This window comes from Streptomyces caelestis (genome assembly GCF_001279005.1).
Lineage (GTDB): Bacteria > Actinomycetota > Actinomycetes > Streptomycetales > Streptomycetaceae > Streptomyces > Streptomyces heliomycini.
This window is the reverse complement of the sequence record NZ_LGCN01000119.1, coordinates 35085-49989: the sequence shown is the minus strand read 5'-3', so window position 1 is coordinate 49989 and position 14905 is coordinate 35085. Positions and strand designations below refer to the sequence as shown.

Below are 14905 nucleotides of genomic sequence, written 5' to 3'. Positions count from 1 at the left end.
CGCGCCGCCACCCCGTCGTACGCTGCACTCATCCGATGACCGAAGCAAGGAGCCACCATGCGTGTCGCCCTCTTCCTGACCTGCGTCAACGACACGCTCTATCCCGACACGGGCCGTGCCGTGGTGAAACTGCTGACCAGGCTCGGGGTGGACGTCGACTTCCCGATGGCGCAGACCTGCTGCGGGCAGGCGCACTACAACACCGGCTACCGGCACGAGGCCGAGCCGCTGGCCCGTCAGTTCTCCGATGTCTTCAAGGACTACGAGGCGATCGTGACACCGTCCGGGTCCTGCGGGGCGATGGTGCGGGAACTGTATCCGCGGATGGGTGAGCGGGCGCGCGCCGAGGGCCGCGGCGACACCCTGGCCCGGGCGGTGGCGCCGGTCGTGCCGAAGACGTACGAACTGACGGAGTTCCTGGTGGACGTGCTGGGGGTGACCGACGTCGGCGCCTACTACCCGCACACGGTGACCTACCACCCGACCTGCCACGGGCTGCGCGCCCTGGGCCTCGGTGACCGGCCGCTGAAGCTGCTGCGGGCGGTGAAGGGCCTGGAACTGGCCGAGCTGCCGGGGGCCGAGGAGTGCTGCGGCTTCGGCGGCACCTTCGCCGTGAAGAACTCCGACGTCTCCACGGCGATGGGCGTCGACAAGGTGCGCAACGCGGAGTCGACCGGCGCCGAGACTCTGTGCGCGGCCGACAACTCGTGTCTGATGCACATCGGCGGCACGATGAGCCGGCTGAAGGTCGGCATGCGGCCGGTGCACATCGCGGAGATCCTGGCGAGCACGGAAGAGGAGCCCCTGGTATGAGCGGGACGTTCGTCGGGATGCCGGCGTTTCCCAGGGCCGCGCACGAAGCGGTCCGCGACACGACGCTGCGCGGCAATCTGCGGCACGCCACGCGCACCATCCGCGCCAAGCGCGCCGCCGCGGTCGCGGAGGTGTCCGACTGGGCGGAGCTGCGCGAGGCCGGCAAGCGGATCAAGGACCACACGCTCCGTCATCTCGACCGCCACCTCGAGCAGTTGGAGGAGTCGGTGACGGCGGCCGGCGGCACCGTGCACTGGGCCGTCGACGCCGACGAGGCCAACCGGATCGTCGCCGAACTGGTGAAGGCGACCGGCGAGTCGGAGGTCGTCAAGGTCAAGTCGATGGCCACGCAGGAGATCGGCCTCAACGAGGCTCTGGAGGCGGAGGGCATCGCCGCCTACGAGACCGATCTGGCGGAGTTGATCGTGCAGTTGGGCAAGGACCGGCCCTCGCACATCCTGGTGCCGGCGATCCACCGCAACCGCGGGGAGATCCGGGAGATCTTCGCCCGCGAGATGGGCGCGTGGGGCCGCCCCGCCCCGGAGGGGCTGACGGACACGCCCGCCGAACTCGCCGAGGCGGCGCGGCAGCACCTGCGGGAGAAGTTCCTGCGCGCCAAGGTCGGCGTCTCCGGCGCCAACTTCATGGTCGCCGAGACCGGCACCCTGGTGGTGGTGGAGTCCGAGGGCAACGGGCGGATGTGCCTGACCCTGCCCGAGACGCTGATCTCGGTCGTCGGCATCGAGAAGATCGTGCCGACCTGGCAGGACCTGGAGGTGTTCCTGCAGACCCTGCCGCGCTCCTCGACCGCCGAGCGGATGAACCCGTACACCTCGACGTGGACCGGCACCACCGACGAGGACGGCCCGCGCGACTTCCACCTGGTCCTGCTGGACAACGGCCGCACCGACACGCTCGCCGACGAGGTGGGCCGGCAGGCGCTGCGCTGCATCCGCTGCTCGGCCTGCCTGAACGTGTGCCCGGTGTACGAGCGGGCCGGCGGCCACGCCTACGGCTCGGTCTACCCGGGGCCGATCGGCGCCATCCTCAGTCCCCAGCTGCGGGGCACCGGGAGCGAGATCGACGCCTCCCTGCCGTACGCCTCCTCGCTGTGCGGAGCCTGCTACGAGGTGTGCCCGGTGGCCATCGACATCCCCGAGGTGCTGGTGCACCTGCGGGAACGGGTGGCCCAGGGCGGGGAGGCGACCCGGGGCGGCAACAAGGTGGTGCTCAAGCCGGCCAAGGGGCACGCCGCCGAGCGCGCCGCGATGCGCGCCGCCCGCTGGGCGTTCACCTACCCCGGAGCCCTGCGCGCCGGCCAGCGCCTCGCCTCGCGCACCCGTCGCCTCCATCCGCGCACCCTGCCGGGGCCCGGCCGGGCGTGGAGCGGGACCCGGGACCTGCCGCCGGTGCCGGCGGAGCCGTTCCGGGACTGGTGGCAGCGTACGCGGAGCGGGAAGGGAGCGGCGAAGTGAGCAGCAGGGAACGGATTCTGGGCCGGGTGCGGCGCGCCCTCGCCGACGTGCCGGGGGACGACACCCCGTACGAGCGGGCGGTCGCCCGCGGCTATCTGCGCGAGCACGGTGAGCGCACCGTCGAGGAGACGGTGGACCTCCTCGCGGAGAACCTGGCCGACTACCGGGCGATCGTGCACCGCACGGACGCGGCCGGGCTGGCCGGGGTCGTCGCCGGGTTGCTCGCGGCGCGCGGGGCGTCGTCGGTGCTCGTTCCGCCCGGCCTGGACGAGGACTGGCTCACCGGGTCGGAGGCGACCCGGGTCGCGGACCGGGCGGAGAGCACCCCGCACGAGCTGGACCGGGTCGACAGCGTGGTCACCGCCTGCGCGGTCGCCGTCGCCGAGACGGGCACGATCGTCCTCGACGGCTCCCCCGACCAGGGCCGGCGCCGGATCACCCTCGTCCCCGACCACCACATCTGTGTGGTCCGCGTCCCGGACCAGGTCGTCTCCTCCGTTCCCCAGGCCCTCGAACGCCTCGACCCGGCCCGCCCGCTCACCTGGATCTCCGGCCCGTCGGCGACCAGCGACATCGAACTCGACCGGGTGGAGGGCGTGCACGGCCCGCGCACGCTGGAGGTCGTGCTGGTCGGGTGCCCTGCCCCGCGATGACGTGCGGGTGTTCGTGGGGCGGGACGAGGGTCAGCCCCGGTCCGGGACCGGTCTCCGTACGGCCGTGCTCGCCCCCTCCGCCTCGGCGACGAGGGCGGCGAGGGTCGTCCGCGCGCGGGCGACGCGGGAGCGGACCGTGCCGACCGGGCAGTCGCCGAGGGCCGCCGCCTCGGTGTACGGCAGTCCGAGCAGCTGGGTGAGGACGAACGCCTCGCGCCGCTCCCGGGGCAGCCGGTCCAGCAGATCGAGCAGCACGATGCCGTCGTCGAATCCGGGCAGCCCGCGCGGCTGCGCCCGTTCCACGGTCAGCCGCCAGTCGGGCACGTCGGCCGTCCGGGGCCGTACGGCCGTGTACCGGTGGCTGTCGGCCACCGCGCGGCGGGCGATGGCCAGCAGCCAGGTGCGGGCCGAGGAGCGTCCCTCGAACCGGTGCAGACTGCCGAGCGCCCGCAGGAACGTGTCCTGGGCCAGGTCGTCCACCGTCTGCGGGTCGGCGCACAGGTGGGCGACGTAGCGGACGACGTCGCGGTGCAGGGCGCGGACGAAGCGGTCGACGGCGTCGGAGTCACCGCCGCGCGCGGCCAGCGCCCAGGCGGTCGCCGCGTCGTCGGTGGGTCTTCCGGCAGGGGCGGGCAGGGTGGGAGTGATCACCTGATGTCCTTCGCGGAGGAACCGGGAACCGCGGGCGTGCGCGGCCCGGTCGGCGGGGGTACGGCCGCGGGCGGTACGGCGCACGGGGGCGTACGGGCACACGACCGGAGCCCGGGGCGCGCAGGGGCGGCCCGGGGTGTCGCCGGCTGCCGTCAGGCGGCAGCGGCCCCGGTGGGAGGACCGCGGGAGGTGATCGCGTGGACGAGGAGGAGGAGACGCGGCGCGCGGTGCGAGCGGCGGCGCCGGCGGACGCGGAGGGAGGGACGGCGCGGCGGCTTCGGCACGAGGAACAGCGGCCGCGCCGGGGCGGCCAGCCATCCGCCGACGGCCCGCAGCACCCGGAACGCCGCCCGCTCGCCGTACCCGAGCCACAGACCGCACAGCAGTGCGGCCAGCAGGTGGGCGGCGAGCATGCCGGCCGAGGAGTGGCCGGAGGACGCCGTGTGCCCCTCCATGCCCGTGCCCGTCCCCGTCGGAGGAGGCATGGGCATGGAGTGCGTGCCGTGCGGCATCGCGCCCGCGCCCATGTCGCCCGTGCCCGTGGAGCCGGCGCCGGCGGGGGCCGTCAGGGAGAAGGACGCGTGCAGGACCGTCTGGGCGGCGACGGCGACCGCCGTGATCAGCGGCAGTCCGCGCTCACGCCCCGCGAGTCCCCAGCCCAGGACGCCGGTCACGGCCCAGCCGGCCGCCAGCGTCCGGAGGGGGACGTGGTCGCCGGACATCATGACGTGCCCCAGGGCGGCGAGCACGACACAGACGGCCGCGAACACCGCGGCCCGCCCCGTGCGAGCACCCCGTCCAGCAGTCATGGCCCCTCGTCGTCGTATCCGGGCCGACCGGTCGCCCGTGGGTACGGCGTCTCCCACGCCCGCGACTCATTCCCCGGAATGTGATCCTGAACACCTTTCGCCCGCACGGGAGTTGGTCCGAGACATGTCCTGTCCCCCGAGCGAGCTACGGGCAAGTGTCCACCGTGCGGTGACGTTTTCCGGCCACCGGCTCCGTAGCGTCCGTTGCGGCACGCGGCACTCGGCCGCGGATGTGACGAAGGAGTCCTCGATGAGAGTGGTCTGGCAGATCCTGGCCGTGGTGGCGATCTCCGCGATAGGCGGACAGAGCGTGAACGCGGTGCGGGACAACCCGTGGCTCACGCTCGCCCTCGGGGGGCTGACCGCCGTGCTCGCGGTGCTGGTCTACCGGTGGGTGGTGGGGCGGACCGAGCGCCGGCCGGTCACGGAGCTGGACCCGGACGGCGCCGCGCCGGCGCTCGGCCGGGGGACGCTGATCGGCGTCGTGATGTTCGGGATGGTCGTCACCAACCTCTTCACCGCCGGCGACTACGAGGTGCACGGCCTGGGTTCGCCGAGCGGCGCCGTCGGGCTGTTCGGCTTCATGGCCGCCGCCGCCGTCACCGAGGAACTGCTGTTCCGCGGAGTCCTGTTCCGGATCGTCGAGGAGTACCTGGGCACCTGGATCGCGCTGGCGCTGACCGCGCTGCTGTTCGGCCTGGCTCACCTGCCCAACCCGGACGCCACGGCGTGGGGCGCCTTCGCCATCGCGATCGAGGCCGGCGGCATGCTCGCCGCCGCGTACGTCGCCACCCGCAACCTGTGGGTGCCGATCGGCGTGCACTTCGGCTGGAACTTCGCCGCGGGCGGCGTCTTCAGCACCGTGGTCTCGGGCAACGACACCGAGCAGGGGCTGCTGGACTCCACGACGTCGGGCAACGAGTGGATCACCGGCGGCGACTTCGGGCCGGAGGGAAGCGTGTACTCGGTGCTGTTCGGTGTCCTGCTGACGATCGCGTTCCTGTGGCTGGCCCACCGGCGCGGCCGTCTGGTGCCCCGCCGCCGGCGCGCCGACCGGGCCGACGCCACCGCTAGACTGCCCCGGTGATCGCTCCTCACCGGCTCCGGGACCCGTGGCGCCGGCTGGACGTCACCGTCAGGGACCTCCTGCTCGGGCTGCTCGTCCTCGCCCTGTCGCTGTGGCCGGCCTTCCAGCACCACGGAACGCTCCTCGGCGGCGTGCCGGAACGGCCCTTCGACCGGCTCGCCCTCGTGGCGGTGGCCTTCCAGGCCCTTCCGCTCGCCGTGCGCCGGCGGTGGCCGGCCGTCTGCCTCGCCCTGGTGGCGGCCGGGTTCGCCCTCGACCAGCTCCGCGGCTACCACTCCCCCGCGGGCGCCGCGCTGGTCATCGCGCTGCTGAGCGCCGGGGCGTACCTGGAGCGGTACCGGCGCACCGTCATGGCCCTGTGCACCGTCGCCTACCTGGCGCTGACGGTCGTGTTCCACCGGCTCGGTCCGGGCGAGCCGGTGAGCGAGTTCGTGACGTTCTACCTGGCGGTGTGCCTCGCCTGGGGCACCGGGGCGTGGCTGCGCTCCACCCGGATCGCGGAGGCCGAACGCCGGCACCGCGTCGCCGAGGACTCCCGGGCCGCCGAACGCGCCCGGATCGCCCGCGAGTTGCACGACGTCGTGACCCATCATGTGACGGCGATGGTCGTGCAGGCCGAGGCGGCCCGCTATCTGACCGCCGCGCCCGACCGGCTGGACCGGACACTGACCGCCGTCACCGACACCGGCCGGCGGGCCATCACCGATCTGCGGCACCTGCTCGACCTGCTCGACCCCGGCCACGGCCCCGAGGCCAGGACACCGCCCGCAGGCCGGCTCCTCACCCTCGTGGAACAGAGCCGCCGGGCCGGGCAGCCGGTGGAGTTCACCGAGGAGGGCACGCCGGCGTCGTCGACCGGCAGCGCCGACCTCGTCGCCTACCGGGTCGTGCAGGAGGCCCTGACGAACGCCCTCAAGCACGCCCGCGGCGGCGCCACCCGGGTCCGGGTGCGGCACGGCGAACGGCAGATCACCGTGGAGGTCGGCACCGACGGTTCCGGCGCACCGGTGGCCCCCTCCCCCGGCGGGAGCGGCCGGGGCCTGGCGGGCCTGCGGGAGCGGGTCGACGTCCTGGGCGGCGACTTCAGCGCGGGACCGGAGGCGGGCGGCGGCTTCGTCGTACGGGCCCGGATACCGACGGGGAGCACGGCATGACCGCGCCGATCCGGGTCCTGGTCTGCGACGACCAGATGCTGGTCCGCACCGGCCTGGTGACCATCATCGACGCCCAGCCCGACCTGGAGGTGGCGGGCGAGTGCGGCGACGGGCGGTCCGCCGTCGACCTCGCCGGCCGGCTCCGTCCGGACGTCGTGGTGATGGACGTGCGCATGCCGGTGCTCGACGGCATCGAGGCCACCCGCCTGCTGGCCGGCGCGGGGGTGCCGCATCCGGTGAAGGTGCTCGTGGTGACGACGTTCAACCTGGACGAGTACGTCTACGAGGCGCTGCGCGCGGGGGCGAGCGGGTTCCTGCTCAAGGACGCGCCGCCGGACCGGCTGCTCCACGGCATCCGGACCGTGGCCACGGGCGCGGCGCTGCTGGACCCGGAGGTGACCCGCCGGCTCGTGGGCCGCTACGCCGCCCGGATCCGCCCCGCCGATGACGGGGCGTCGCGGGACCTCCCCCTGACCCCCCGCGAACTGGAGGTCCTCCGTCTCATCGCGGACGGCCTGTCCAACCGCGAGATCGCCGCGGCCCTGCTGATCAGCCAGGAGACCGTGAAGACCTTCGTCTCCCGCATCCTCACCAAACTCGGCCTGCGCGACCGCGTCCAGGCGGTGATCTACGCCTACCGCCGGGGCCTGGCGGCCTGACCGCCGCGGCCTGACCGCCGCGGCCCGACCGCGAGGCGGCGGAATACCGCGGTGGCCGGGTCCGTTGTCGGCCTCGGAGGAGGTCAGAAGTGGACACCACGTACTACGACCACGGAACGCCGGCCGAGCGCTGGGAGCGCGCCGGGATGTTCTTCGACGCCAAGGAGTACGCCGCCGCCGCGCGCGTCCTCGGCGGGCTGGTCGAGGAGGTGCCGGAGCAGACCGGGCCGCGGCTGCTGCTGGCGCGCTCCTACTACCACTCGGCGCAACTGCGGCGCGCGGAGGAGGAGTTGAGGGTCATCGTGGAGCGTGACCCGGTGGAGCACTACGCCCGGCTGATGCTCGGGCGCACCCTCCAGCGGCAGGGGCGGGACGACGAGGCCCGGCCGCACCTGCGGATCGCCGCCGCGCTGGGCGGCTCCTTCGACGAGGAGTGAGGGCGGGCCGGCGCCCGGTTCCCCGCGACGGGGAGCCGGGCGCCGCGCGTCATCGCGCCGCCGGGTCGCCTCCGTAACTCCGCCGGCCCCGGCGGTGGGCCACCTCCCCGAGCACGACGTCGACGGCGAGGAACGCCGCCAGGGGGATGCCGAGGAGCGGGACGAAGTAGCCCAGGACGGCGATCGCCGCCAGCAGGGGGACGAGCACGTACGGCGGCACCTGCTGCCAGGCCCCGCGGGGGACCGGCCGGCCGAAGGCGGAGCCGCGGCCCCGCTGCCACCACATGCGGTAGCCCCACAGGATCAGCAGGATCAGGGTGAGGGCCAGGGCCATCAGGACGATCTGGTTCACCGGGCCGAACAGGTTGCCGGTGTGCAGGTCGATGCCCCAGCGGGTGAGTTTCGCGAGGACCGGGTAGTCCTCGAAGCGCAGGACGTCGGTGACCTCGCCGGAGGCGGGGTCGACGGCGACCGAGTCCTGTTTCTCGGGCCAGCTGCGCTGGATCTGCCGCACGACGTAGGCGGACTTCCCGTCGGCGGGCGGCACGATCTCCACCGGGTCGCCCAGTCCCTCGGCCCGTGCCGCCGAGAGCACCTCGTCCAGGCCGACCCCGTGCGCCGCATCGCCCGACGCGCCGCCGGCCGCGTCGTGGCCCGCGTGCTCGCCGGCCGCCTCGGCAGACACCGAGGGGGTCTCCTGGCCGAGGGAGGCGCGCAGTTCGCCGATGTTCGCGCCGGCGTACGTGGACCAGGTCAGGCCGGTCGCCGAGAGGAAGAGGAAGCCGGCAGCCGCCCATGCGCCCACGCCGCCGTGCAGGGCCAGGGTACGGCGCCGTCCACCGGTGCCGCGCAGCTTGCGCAGGGTGCGACGCCGGGAGAACCACAGCACCAGTCCCCCGCCCGCGATCACCCACAGCCAGCTGGCGGCGAACTCGCTGTAGAGACGGCCCGGTTCGCCCAGGTGCAGATCGCGGTGGAACGCGTCGATCCAGGTGCGCAGGGGCAGCGCGCCCGTGGAGCCGTACTGTTCCAGCGCGCCGCGCACCTTCGCGGTGTACGGGTCGACGAACACGGCCAGGGTGTGACCGGGGTCCACGCCCGGCACGCCGGACAGCATCACCCTCGTGGTGGCGTCCGCCGCGGGTGAGGGGCGCACGGCGGAGACGGCGCCCTCGGGGTGGGCCTCGCGGGCGGCGGCCACCTGCTCGGAGACGGGGAGCTTGCGGTCGCCGACGGGGACGGTCAGCTCGTGGTCGTAGACGATCCTCTCGGCCTGGAAGGAGGCGGCGTACAGCAGTCCGGTGAGGGCGGCGACGAGGAGGAACGGCGCGACCAGGACCCCCGCGTAGAAGTGCAGGCGCAGGACGAGGGGGCGCAGGCCGGCCCGGGCGCTCTTCACGGGTGCGGGGGCGGGGGGTTTCGTTGCCTCGTCCGGGGCGGTCGAGGGAGCGGTGGTCATCGGTGGGGTTCTCCCGGAAACGTCTTGGCGGGGTGGTGGTGCAGTAGTCGGGGCGGCGGGGCGTCCGGTTCCCGGACGTCGCATGTGACCTGCGCCACACATGACGGGCGTGCGATGCTGGCGGGATGGGAACTCCGGACGATCGCGCGCCCTTGGTCGAGCGGGTCGAGCAACTGCTCGCCGTGGAAGGGCCGTTGACCATCGTCGCGGCCGGTGACCCGGTGCTGCGCCGCGGCGCCGAGCCGTACGACGGGCAGTTGGGGCCTGCTCTGCTGGCCCGGTTCGTGGCGGCGCTGCGGGTCACCATGCGCGCGGCGCCGGGTGTCGGGCTGGCCGCGCCGCAGGTCGGGGTGGGGCTGCGGATCGCGGTGATCGAGGACCCGGCGCCGGTCCCGGAGGAGGTGCGCCTGGCGCGCGGGCGGGTGCCGCAGCCGTTCCGGGTGCTGGTCAATCCGGCGTACGAGCCGGTCGGCGCCCGGCGGGTCGGGTTCTTCGAGGGGTGCCTGAGCGTGCCGGGGTACCAGGCGGTGGTGGCGCGGCCCGCCGAGGTGCGGCTGACCGGGCGGGACGAGCACGGGCGGGCGCTGGACGAGGTGGTCGGCGGCTGGCCCGCGCGGATCGTGCAGCACGAGACGGACCACCTCGACGGCACGCTGTACCTCGACCGGGCCGAGCCGCGCTCGCTGTCGTCCAACCGGTCCGCGATGGAACGCTGGTCGCAGCCGACGCCGGAGCGGGCGGCCCGGGAGCTGGGGTTCGAGCTGCCGTGACCCCGCTCCGGTCCTCCGTCCGGCGGCATCCGCCCGCCGGACGGAGGACCGGAGCGCTCGGCGCCGGGCGCCTTGGCCCTCGCCCTCCACCGGACCGGGCCGTCGGCCGCCGTTCCCGAGGGTGGTTCGCCGCCCCTTCCCTTCCCGTCCCCGGGGGCTCCGCCCCCCGGCCCCCCTTCGGCCCTGAACGGGCCTCGTCCTCAAACGCCGGACGGACTGAAGGGGGCGGACGGGCTGGAGGGGCTCAGGCGTCCCGGTACGCCTCCAGCAGGCGGAGCCACACCTCGCTGATCGTCGGGTAGGACGGGACCGCGTGCCACAGGCGGGCGATCGGGACCCGGGCGGCCACGGCGACGGTCGCGGAGTGGATGAGTTCGCCGACGCCGGGGCCGACCAGGGTGAGGCCGCGCAGGATCTCCTCCTCGAGGTCGACGACCATGCGGGCCCGGCCCTTGTAGCCGTCGGCGTACAGACCGGCGCCCGCGACCGAGGACAGGTCGACGTCGACGGCGCGGACGCGGTGGCCCGCCCGCTCCGCCTCGGCCAGGGAGAGGCCGACGGAGGCCGCCTCCGGGTCGGTGAAGACGACCTGGGGGACGGCGGCGTGATCGGCGGTGGCGGCGTGCGCGCCCCACTCCTCCGCCTGTACGGGCTCCCCGGCGGCCCGGGTGACGATGGCGGCGCCCGCGATCCGGGCCTGGTACTTGCCCTGGTGGGTGAGGAGGGCCCGGTGGTTGACGTCGCCGACGGCGTACAGCCAGTCGTGGCCGGTGACGCGGAGGCTGTCGTCCACGGCGAGCCAGGAACCGGGCTCCAGACCGACCGTCTCCAGGCCGATGTCGTCGGTGCGCGGGGCGCGCCCGGTGGCGAAGAGGATCTCGTCGGCCTCGATCCGGTCACCGCCGTCGGTGGTGACCAGGACGGTGCCGTTCTCCCTGGTCACCGACTTCACGGAGGTGCCGGTACGGATCCGGGCGCCGGCCTCGGTGAGCGCCTCGGCCACCATCTCGCCGGCGAACGGCTCCATGCGGTTCAGCAGGCTCTCGCCGCGGACGAGGACGGTGACCCGTGAGCCGAGGGCCTGCCAGGCGCAGGCCATCTCGGTGGCGACGACCCCGCCGCCGACCACGACCAGCCGGCCGGGCGCGGACTGCGCTCCGGTGGCCTCGCGGCTGGTCCAGGGCCGCACCTCGTCGAGTCCGGGCAGGTCGGGCAGGCGGGCGCGGCTGCCGGTGCAGACGGCGACGGCGTGCCGGGCGGTGAGGACCCGCCGGCCGCCGTCGGCGCCGGTGACGGTGACGGTGCGCGGACCGGTGAGCCGGCCCCGACCGCGGTACAGGTCGGCTCCGGTGCCCTCCAGCCACCGGACCTGGCCGTCGTCCTTCCAGTCGGAGGTGAAGGAGTTCCGGCGGGCGAGTACGGCGCCGGTGTCCAGGGGCCCCTGGACGGACCGGCTCAGGCCGGGGACGCGGAGGGCGTCGGCCCGGGCCACGACCGGGCGCAGCAGGGCCTTGCTGGGCATGCACGCCCAGTAGGAGCACTCGCCGCCGACCAGCTCGCTCTCCACGACCGCGGTGGTCAGCCCGGCGGCACGGGTGCGGTCGGCGACGTTCTCCCCCACGGGTCCGGCGCCGAGCACCACGACGTCGTAGGCGGTTGATTCCGGTTGCGTCGATTGCGTTTCCGTCATGACGTCAGTCTGGTGGGCGGTGTGCCCCGGGGCCACATGGGTAGGGGCGCGGAATACGTGACCGGCCGGCCGTGTTGTGCCGACGGCCCGACCCGAGACCAGGAAGAGGGAACGCGCGATGAGCAGCACCGTGGAGCTCACCAAGGAGAACTTCGACCGGACGGTCACGGACAACGAGTTCGTACTGATCGACTTCTGGGCGGCCTGGTGCGGTCCGTGCCGCCAGTTCGCGCCGGTGTACGAGAAGGCTGCGGAGGAGAACCCCGACCTGGTGTTCGGCAAGGTGGACACCGAGGCGCAGCCGGAGCTGGCCGCGGCCTTCGGCATCCAGTCGATCCCGACGCTGATGATCGTGCGCGACCAGGTCGCCGTGTTCGCCCAGCCGGGTGCGCTGCCCGAGGCCGCGCTGACGGACGTCATCGGGCAGGCCCGCAAGCTGGACATGGACGACGTCCGCAAGCAGATCGCCGAGCAGCAGGCGCAGCAGGGGGAGGCGCCGGGCGCCTGAGACGGCCTCGGCGGCGGTGGGGCGGGGTTCTCGCCCCCGCCGCCCCTTCCCGTCCCCGGGTGCTTCGCCCCCGACCCCCTCGCGCGGTTCCCCGCGCCCCTGCGGGGGCGCCGACCTGTGTCGACATGCGGCTCCGCCGCGTGGGCGCGAACAGCCACGACGGGCCCGCGCCCGAAGGTCAGCTGGACTCGCGTCGTATCACCGACGCCCCCAGCACCTTGTGGGCCTCGGGCGCCGCGGCCGGGTCGCGCACCGCGCGGTCGACCAGTTCGGCCAGCTCGCGGCCGGCCGGCAGTTCGAGGTGGACGGTGCTCAGCCGGGGCCGCAGCAGCCGGCCCAGCATCAGGTCGTCGGCGCCCACCACCGCGGTCTCCTCCGGGATGCGGACGCCCTCGTCCTGGAGCGCGCGCATCAGCAGCATCGCGTACTCGTCGTTGTAGGTGAACACGGCGTCCAGGCCGAGCTCGCGCCAGCGGTCGGCCAGCCGGGCGGCGTCGGCCTCGTCGAGCGCGAGCGGCAGCTCGGTGACCGTGGCGCCGGTGCCGCGCAGGGCGGCGCGCACCCCGGCCAGGCGGGGCGCGGAGAACGCCTCCAGGCCGGGCTCCCCGGGAACGACCACGCCGATCCGGCGGCGGCCCCGGTCGAAGAGGTGGGCGCCGGCGCTGTGCCCGACGACGTCGTGGTCCAGGAGCAGGGCATGCGCGCCCTCGACGGGTTCGGGGCCGAGGGTGACGACGGCCCGCGCCCCGGAGCGTTTGAGCACCTCGACGCCGCGCGGGCCGAGGCCGGAGCCGGGCACCAGGACCGCCACCGGCCTCAGCTCGGCCCAGGCGCGGGCGGCCTCGTCGTCGTGCAGGCCGACGGTGCCGTACTGCACGACCGTGTAGTCGAGACGGGCGAGGGAGGCCTGGAGATCGTTGATGAACCGGCTGTAGAGCGGCCCGACGGGGAAGGCGGGCGCGGGCATCAGGACCGTGCGACTGTGTCCGGCGCGCAGGCTGCGGGCCGCCGCGTGCGGCACGTACCCGAGCTCCTTCGCGGCCTCGCGGACCCGGCGACGGGTGGGTTCGCTGATCCGGACGGCACCGGCGTTGTTCAGGACGTAGGAGACGGTCGCGCGCGAGACGCCGGCCAGGCGGGCCACATCGGCGCTCGTGGGCACGGAGCGCGTCGGTGCGGGGGACGCGGGCGTGTTCGTTATCTGCACCATGACGTACGGCATCCTCGCAGAAGCCGTAACCGGCCTTTCAGCCGGGGGAGTTGATACACCGTCAGCGGTCGGACGGCCGGCCCGTCACCCGGTCGACCAGGTCCAGCCACGCGGACTCCAGCCGCTTCGGCGGCATGCCGCACTGCCGTATCAGATGGTGGACCAGGGCGGGGTCGAGCTGGGCCATCAGCGTGTGGGCGAGGACGTCGCAGTCCGCGTCCGGGACCGTCTCGCGCAGCAGGAGGGTCACGTGGTGGCACAGCACGCGGCGGGGCGGACTGGTGAAGCGGCGGCCCGCTCCCGGTTCGGCCGCCAGTTGCAGCTCCAGTTCCTCGGCCGTGCGGCGGAGCATCGCCAGGCCGAAGGCGCGCAGCCGCTCGGCCGGGGGCGCGCCCGGCCCGAGCGGCGGGGGTCCGCTGAGGAAGGCGGCCTGGAACTTCTTCTCGGAGTGGTCGAGGAGGGCGGTGAGCAGACCGGTACGGTCGCCGAAGCGGCGGAAGACCGTCCCCTTGCCCACGCGGGCCGCCGCCGCGACCTCCTCCATGGTGATGCTGTCGGCCCCGCGCTCGGCCACGAGCAGCGCGGCGGCCTCCAGCAGGCGGGCCCGGTTGCGTGCGGCGTCGGCGCGCAGACAGGGTTCGCCGGGGTCGGTGCCGAGTTGCAGCAATTCCTGCGGCTGTACGGGCTCCTGGGGTACCGGGGCGGGCGGCGGCACGGCGGACATGAAGCCAGCGTAAAGCATCGGGAGGAAACTGGACCGCGGTCCGGTTCAAGTGCTACAACGGAGAAACGGACCTCGGTCCGGATTGTTTCGGCAGTGTTTCGGCATCCCCCCTGGAGTTCCCCCATGTCTGTTCGCATCCTCGCCCTCGTCGGCAGCCTCCGCGCCGGCTCGCACAACCGCCAGCTCGCCGAGGCCGCGGTCAAGCTCGCTCCCGCGGGCGCCGAGGTGGCGCTCTACGAAGGGCTCGCGGAGATCCCCTTCTACAACGAGGACCTCGACGTCGAGGGCGGCGTCCCGGCCGCCGCCGCCGCGCTGCGCGAGGCCGCCGCGGGCGCCGACGCCCTGCTGCTCTTCACGCCCGAGTACAACGGCACGATCCCGGCCGTCCTGAAGAACGCCATCGACTGGCTGTCCCGCCCCTTCGGCGCCGGCGCCGTCAGCGGCAAGCCGGTCGCCGTGATCGGCACCGCCTTCGGCCAGTACGGCGGCGTCTGGGCGCAGGACGAGGCCCGCAAGGCCGTGGGCATCGCCGGCGGCAAGGTGATCGAGGACATCAAGCTCTCCATCCCCGGCTCGGTGACCCGCTTCGCCGAGACCCACCCGGCCGACGACGACGAGGTCGCCGCCCAGCTGACCGAGGTCGTCACCCGCCTCCACGGCATCGTCGACGCGCCGGCCGCGGTCTGATCTCCTCGCCCGGGGGCTCCGCCCCCGGAATCTCCGCTCCTCAAGCGCCGGAGAGGCTGAGTCTCAGCCTCTCCGGCGCTTGAGGAGCGGGGTCCGGGGCGCAGCCCCAGGTTCGGGAC

16 protein-coding genes are annotated in these 14905 nt (G+C 74.3%); 10 read left to right on the top strand and 6 right to left on the bottom strand.

Annotated elements, in window-relative coordinates; translation table 11 throughout:
* The first annotated feature begins 57 nt into the window (after positions 1–57).
* From ADK41_RS11055 to ADK41_RS11045, 3 genes are read left to right on the top strand one after another with little or no spacing between them, the layout of a single operon-like run.
* Complete coding sequence (locus tag ADK41_RS11055) at positions 58–813, top strand: (Fe-S)-binding protein (RefSeq protein WP_030821453.1); 756 nt, start codon at positions 58–60, stop codon at positions 811–813.
* Positions 810–2288 carry a LutB/LldF family L-lactate oxidation iron-sulfur protein gene (locus ADK41_RS11050; RefSeq protein WP_030821455.1) on the top strand — a complete coding sequence of 493 codons (1479 nt, stop codon included), beginning with the start codon at positions 810–812 and terminating at the stop codon, positions 2286–2288. Before ADK41_RS11055 ends, ADK41_RS11050 begins: the two co-directional genes overlap by 4 nt.
* Complete coding sequence (locus ADK41_RS11045) at positions 2285–2941, top strand: LutC/YkgG family protein (protein WP_030821456.1); 657 nt, start codon at positions 2285–2287, stop codon at positions 2939–2941. The genes ADK41_RS11050 and ADK41_RS11045 overlap by 4 nt, the downstream gene beginning before the upstream one ends.
* 30 nt (positions 2942–2971) lie before the next feature.
* Here the strand turns inward: ADK41_RS11045 and ADK41_RS11040 are convergent, their stop codons facing one another.
* Complete coding sequence (locus ADK41_RS11040) at positions 2972–3592, bottom strand: sigma-70 family RNA polymerase sigma factor (RefSeq protein WP_037803619.1); 621 nt, start codon at positions 3590–3592, stop codon at positions 2972–2974.
* 152 nt (positions 3593–3744) lie between these two features.
* Positions 3745–4401 (bottom strand): hypothetical protein, encoded by a 657-nt coding sequence (locus tag ADK41_RS11035; protein ID WP_078661832.1) that lies wholly within the window; start codon positions 4399–4401, stop codon positions 3745–3747.
* A 250-nt stretch (positions 4402–4651) separates the two neighbouring features.
* On the opposite strand from ADK41_RS11035, the gene ADK41_RS11030 reads away from it, so the two are divergent.
* The 4 genes from ADK41_RS11030 to ADK41_RS11015 all read left to right on the top strand — a co-directional run bounded on the left by ADK41_RS11030 (position 4652) and on the right by ADK41_RS11015 (position 7738).
* Positions 4652–5488 (top strand): CPBP family intramembrane glutamic endopeptidase, encoded by an 837-nt coding sequence (locus tag ADK41_RS11030; RefSeq protein WP_030821463.1) that lies wholly within the window; start codon positions 4652–4654, stop codon positions 5486–5488.
* Complete coding sequence (locus ADK41_RS11025; RefSeq protein ID WP_030821465.1) at positions 5485–6642, top strand: sensor histidine kinase; 1158 nt, start codon at positions 5485–5487, stop codon at positions 6640–6642. The genes ADK41_RS11030 and ADK41_RS11025 overlap by 4 nt, the downstream gene beginning before the upstream one ends.
* Positions 6639–7301, top strand: coding sequence for a response regulator (locus tag ADK41_RS11020; protein WP_030821468.1), 663 nt, complete (start codon positions 6639–6641; stop codon positions 7299–7301). The genes ADK41_RS11025 and ADK41_RS11020 overlap by 4 nt, the downstream gene beginning before the upstream one ends.
* A gap of 89 nt (positions 7302–7390) precedes the next feature.
* Positions 7391–7738, top strand: a complete 348-nt coding sequence (locus ADK41_RS11015; RefSeq protein WP_030821470.1) for a tetratricopeptide repeat protein — start codon at positions 7391–7393, stop codon at positions 7736–7738.
* A gap of 49 nt (positions 7739–7787) precedes the next feature.
* Here the strand turns inward: ADK41_RS11015 and ADK41_RS11010 are convergent, their stop codons facing one another.
* A complete protein-coding gene (locus tag ADK41_RS11010) occupies positions 7788–9197 on the bottom strand; it encodes a PepSY-associated TM helix domain-containing protein (RefSeq protein WP_030821476.1) in 1410 nt (469 codons plus the stop codon).
* Positions 9198–9322: 125 nt separating this feature from the next.
* On the opposite strand from ADK41_RS11010, the gene ADK41_RS11005 reads away from it, so the two are divergent.
* On the top strand, positions 9323–9967 hold the full coding sequence (locus ADK41_RS11005) for a peptide deformylase (RefSeq protein ID WP_030821477.1): 645 nt from the start codon (positions 9323–9325) through the stop codon (positions 9965–9967).
* A 244-nt stretch (positions 9968–10211) separates the two neighbouring features.
* Here the strand turns inward: ADK41_RS11005 and ADK41_RS11000 are convergent, their stop codons facing one another.
* A complete protein-coding gene (locus ADK41_RS11000) occupies positions 10212–11657 on the bottom strand; it encodes a dihydrolipoyl dehydrogenase family protein (protein WP_030821479.1) in 1446 nt (481 codons plus the stop codon).
* Positions 11658–11775: 118 nt separating this feature from the next.
* On the opposite strand from ADK41_RS11000, the gene trxA reads away from it, so the two are divergent.
* Positions 11776–12165, top strand: a complete 390-nt coding sequence (trxA, locus tag ADK41_RS10995) for a thioredoxin (protein WP_030821481.1) — start codon at positions 11776–11778, stop codon at positions 12163–12165.
* 178 nt (positions 12166–12343) lie between these two features.
* Here the strand turns inward: trxA and ADK41_RS10990 are convergent, their stop codons facing one another.
* Together ADK41_RS10990 and ADK41_RS10985 are read right to left on the bottom strand one after the other, a co-directional pair.
* Positions 12344–13375 (bottom strand): LacI family DNA-binding transcriptional regulator, encoded by a 1032-nt coding sequence (locus ADK41_RS10990; protein ID WP_030821483.1) that lies wholly within the window; start codon positions 13373–13375, stop codon positions 12344–12346.
* A 61-nt stretch (positions 13376–13436) separates the two neighbouring features.
* Positions 13437–14099: a TetR/AcrR family transcriptional regulator gene (locus ADK41_RS10985; RefSeq protein WP_030821484.1), complete on the bottom strand. Its 663-nt coding sequence runs from the start codon at positions 14097–14099 to the stop codon at positions 13437–13439.
* Positions 14100–14222: 123 nt separating this feature from the next.
* Between ADK41_RS10985 and ADK41_RS10980 the strand changes: the two genes are divergently transcribed.
* Positions 14223–14786 carry an NAD(P)H-dependent oxidoreductase gene (locus ADK41_RS10980; protein WP_030821486.1) on the top strand — a complete coding sequence of 188 codons (564 nt, stop codon included), beginning with the start codon at positions 14223–14225 and terminating at the stop codon, positions 14784–14786.
* The last annotated feature ends 119 nt before the right edge of the window (positions 14787–14905 follow it).